This window comes from Pedobacter sp. (assembly GCF_040513095.1).
Taxonomy (GTDB): domain Bacteria; phylum Bacteroidota; class Bacteroidia; order Sphingobacteriales; family Sphingobacteriaceae; genus Pedobacter.
In genome coordinates this window covers 1-4014 of sequence record NZ_JBEVDX010000079.1, presented here as the reverse complement: position 1 = coordinate 4014, position 4014 = coordinate 1, and the positions used below count along the sequence as shown (strand labels likewise).

Below are 4014 nucleotides of genomic sequence, written 5' to 3'. Positions count from 1 at the left end.
GTTCACGAATGTCCAGTAGTTCCTCCAATGAAACATCTACATCTGCCATCTGAACGAATTCACTTTCATAGATTTCAGCAATGTCCTTTCTATTTGGGTTGAGGAGCTCAGACATTGGCCGGAAATGACTTACTAAGAAAAGCAGGAAAGTTTTACGCAGATCGTCCGTAAGGCCTTCATTTTGATATAACAGCAATACATCAAACAGGTCTCTGGGATGTTGGCGATCCAAAGCGGCACAAAGTTTACCTGCATATAGATCCGGATGAGAAGCGACCATAATTTCGGCATAACCAAACTCCTTTTCGACCAGTTCATGCACCTCCATACGCTGAGGAGCAAACACAGTACCTCTAATTACTGGAGAAAGCTCTATTTTTACCTTAACATCCCCAAGGCTCACAATGAGTCTCAAGGAATTTTTCTGGTGATGAGTCGTATTCTGAACGTGTACTCCCGATATCGTAGCTTTGATATCCGCTGTAATTCGCTCAAACGCTGCCAGTATGTTGTCCCTAGCTGTTTCCCGATCATCCATGGGAAGATAAAGCAGATCGATGTCCACGGAGAGTCGGGGAAAGGGTCTGTAGAAAAGGTTAATTGCTGTGCCGCCTTTCAATGCGAAACAATCTTCCTTATCAATTATGGGCAATAAGCGGATTAATAACCTTACTTGTTCGGTGTACTCTTCTTTTTTACTCATAACTTACTGGTACGGTAATCTGATATTTTTTATTTAGATGGCCACCTTTGGCTACGACACGATTCCCTGATCCAAAATCTAATGTTGTCTTGTTCAGCTTGGCTAACCAAGGATGGTTTTGTCTTTCAGCGAAATAGAAAAACAAACGCCTTACTTTAACATTATTGAAGATTTCTAGTAACTGCTGTAAAGCGCGCGGAGCAAGCGTTGTCAGACCCTGCATCAATTCATCAGCATGTTCAAAGGATATTTTCGCAGGCACTTCGTTTAGCACTTCCAAGATGGCTCGTTCAGGCGTAGACATTCTTAACCCTTCTTTAGTGCTCTTCCAGCTAAATGCCTTGGTGAAATTGTATAATTGATCCTGGGTTACTTGCTGCCCCAATAAGTCACCTAAACTATGTTTTATAAAATTGGCACTATCCGTTGCCCTATTGAGCCAGCCAGGTACAGCGTCTCTTCCATATAAATGCACTGTTCTCTTGTTAGACAAAGCAAGATAATGAGATAGCTTTTGAAGTTCTAAAGCTGTTATTCCACCAATAGTTAAGTCTGTTTCCTGAGCTCTTTGCAAAAAGTAGACGACATCACCCCAATCTACGATTGAACCTTCACGCTTATATATGCCGTTCTTAACCGTTATTAGCTGCTTACTTTTAAGCAGATTGTCGATCGCATGATTAGACAACTCATGATCCAGCAGCCAATCTCGGCTGACTAATGCCCCTTCTGGCACCAGGCGAAATACATTCTTACGTCTTTGCGAATCTATGGGCATGTTTACAGTTTTAATATTTTTCGGCGATCATCGCCGAAAATTCAAATATACATAAACATCTTTATTTATCAAAGCACTAGTTTTCGGCGATCATCGCCGAAAACTAAGAATTACATAAATACCATAAGGCTGTCGGCAATCAAATTTTCGGTGTCTGGGCCAAAAACATCACTTCTGTTTATAAAATTGAAAGTTTTCGGCGATGATCGCCGAAAAATAAGACATATATAAACCAATCATTAAAAAGTGTCTGCTTTCAAAATATCTCCGTATTTCACTTTTAGGGTTATTGTCCGTCCGGAGATCTGCTTTTCGGTAAGCTCAATATTCAGCAGCTTATTCTCCGGAAAGGTCATCTTTTTGAATACAAAAACATTCCTATAGTTTCGTTTAAAGGAGGTTAAAGGGTAGAGCTGCCATACAGGCACAATCTCCACAGACTGCACATTAGTAGCCTTGGTGATTTTTTTATCCTCAATCTTGAAACGAAGTTCGTCAATGCTATATCTAAGACCAGTCGTGTTTTCAAAAGACAGATCCAGGAAAATGTAATCACCCAGCGAATAAACTTGGTTAAGCCTAGTGCGGAATCCATACCCACCGGCCTTCCGGATAGCAGAGGTCGATCTGTTTTTAAGTAGGCTTAACGCATGGACTTTCATCGCTGGGGTAGACAACCCTACACCAGAAACTTCCAGAGGCTGACAATCTTCAGGACTGATGTTCAGCAGCGTGGGCGTCAAACCCAAGCCCGGCGGGCTAAAGCAGAGCTGGTATTGGGCAATAAAGGTTTCACCAATTATTGTCACAACAACCAAAGCATCCGGAGTACGGGGTAAAAGATAAACGGAATCGGGAACAATTTTCAACCGTAACACATTTGACTCCAGCAGATCGCCCACCAAAGCGTGACTGGATACATCCACTTTCTGAATAGGTTCCGGAGACACAATGTGCAAGGAGATCCCGCCTGTAATTTCTATCCTCGGCAAATTGTTGAGCGTATTAATAGCTCGCTGCTGAGCTAAAGAATCAAAAGCCAAAAAAAACAAGGAAAATAAAAATGCCGGCACAAGGAATACCTGCCGGCGCATGAAAAAGAGTGACATAAGCTTAATAATTATTTTGATTTTTTCTGAGTTCTTCCGGGTCAATGAGGTAGACCAGGGTATTGTACTTTACTTTGGCCTTGTTCTGCCGGATTAGCTTACCTACAGCGGTTGTGGTTGACTGAAATATTTTCTGAAGCAAACCCATGACCAGTTGATTATTGTTTTCTGCCTGCTGCTGCAGGGTCAGCCCCTGGGTAGTATTATTGCCAAGCTCCCGCGAAAATTCCCGAAAGGCCGAAGCTGGAACATACAAGCCCGGAGATCCATCATTATCATAGACCTCCAGCCGTACCGGAAGGATATGCCCATCCTGCATAATGGAACTAATGACCATGTTCACACGCTGTCCGCTGAAGCCATTGATCTGGGCAAAAAGATAAGTTCCTTTCTTGATGAGAAAACGACCAGCCATCATATCCTCCAGTAAACGGATACGCAGCCTGGATCCGGCATATCCGGTAATGTTCTGATCAACAATGCCAGTGATAAAATTCTCCTGTGAGGCCGCTGTAATGGTATTGAATGCAGATGATCCCGACAGGGATCTACTCACAGGCAGCTTTCTTTCAGACAGCTTACCGGTTTTCATTTCTTCCAACTGTCGCTTTTTTTCCTGCTCGGCCTTGAAATCCGGATCTGCGGCTTTACCCATACTGTCAACCAAAGCCATCTGCTGACGAAATAACTGCATGGCATCCGGCTCGGCATTCCTTCTGGGAACGGAACCAATCAAGGGAGCAGGTCTGCTCATCTTCGCCAATGCCTCAGCGAGTGCCCTATCCTGAGTAAAAGAAGAAGAATGTCCCGCAGCATTTCCAGCAGGAGAATAGGTCCTACTTCGTCCAGGATTTACTGTAATACCTGTTCCACCATATCTGGACTTCATGACCTGGTCGACGGAATCCAGCATCCGCTTTTCACGCTCATTGTACAAGGAACCCGGTTCTGGCGCCGCCGCTTGTTCTTCCTGAATGGCACCAATTGCCGTGTAGCCATCTGATTGCTTAAAACGATCACGATAGGCATCAAGCTTCCCGCTCAACGCAGAATTCCGTACCTGGTCGGACACTCCGGCAACATTCATTTGTAACGAATCTCTTCCGGGCCCCTCCTGCTTCTGAGGATCCGCTACCCCTTGATAAATATAAAAAAAAATAAAGAGGAAGGGTAACAGGATCAGCGGCAGGATATATCTGGGCTGTTTAAAATTCATTTTCATATATCGCTGTTTAATGGGCTACCGCCCGTTTGTAAATGGAATCGATCTTCTTCAACTTAAATTTCAGCAGTATACTATCCGCATCCGACAACTTCTTTTTCTTGATCATTTTCCTGACATGATCACCGAGTACTTCCAGCTGCTCCAGATCCTGGTAAATAGACAAAGTCCGGTTTAATCCGGCATCAGAGTTAAAATTCAT

The 4014-nt window shown here is 43.6% G+C and carries 5 protein-coding genes; all 5 read right to left on the bottom strand.

Annotation, left to right across the window (positions count from 1 at the left end; genetic code table 11):
• The coding region (locus tag ABWY16_RS10030; protein ID WP_353904510.1) for a nucleotidyl transferase AbiEii/AbiGii toxin family protein at positions 1–703 on the bottom strand (703 nt) is incomplete at its 3' end.
• Entirely contained in the window at positions 696–1481 is a 786-nt protein-coding gene (locus ABWY16_RS10025; protein WP_353904509.1) for a type IV toxin-antitoxin system AbiEi family antitoxin domain-containing protein, read from the bottom strand. The genes ABWY16_RS10025 and ABWY16_RS10030, both read right to left, overlap by 8 nt.
• Positions 1482–1720: 239 nt before the next feature.
• Positions 1721–2590 carry a conjugative transposon protein TraN gene (gene traN / locus ABWY16_RS10020; RefSeq protein ID WP_353904508.1) on the bottom strand — a complete coding sequence of 290 codons (870 nt, stop codon included), beginning with the start codon at positions 2588–2590 and terminating at the stop codon, positions 1721–1723.
• Positions 2591–2594: 4 nt separating this feature from the next.
• On the bottom strand, positions 2595–3812 hold the full coding sequence (locus ABWY16_RS10015; protein WP_353904507.1) for a conjugative transposon protein TraM: 1218 nt from the start codon (positions 3810–3812) through the stop codon (positions 2595–2597).
• Between the two features lie 10 nt (positions 3813–3822).
• The coding region (locus tag ABWY16_RS10010) for a hypothetical protein (protein WP_353904506.1) at positions 3823–4014 on the bottom strand (192 nt) is incomplete at its 5' end.

Excerpts from the sequence above, each read along its gene's own strand:
- ABWY16_RS10025 (WP_353904509.1), bottom strand. The coding sequence starts at position 1,481 with ATGCCCATAGATTCGCAAAGACGTAAGAATGTATTTCGCCTGGTGCCA.
- traN (WP_353904508.1), bottom strand. The coding sequence starts at position 2,590 with ATGTCACTCTTTTTCATGCGCCGGCAGGTATTCCTTGTGCCGGCATTT.
- ABWY16_RS10015 (WP_353904507.1), bottom strand. The coding sequence starts at position 3,812 with ATGAAAATGAATTTTAAACAGCCCAGATATATCCTGCCGCTGATCCTG.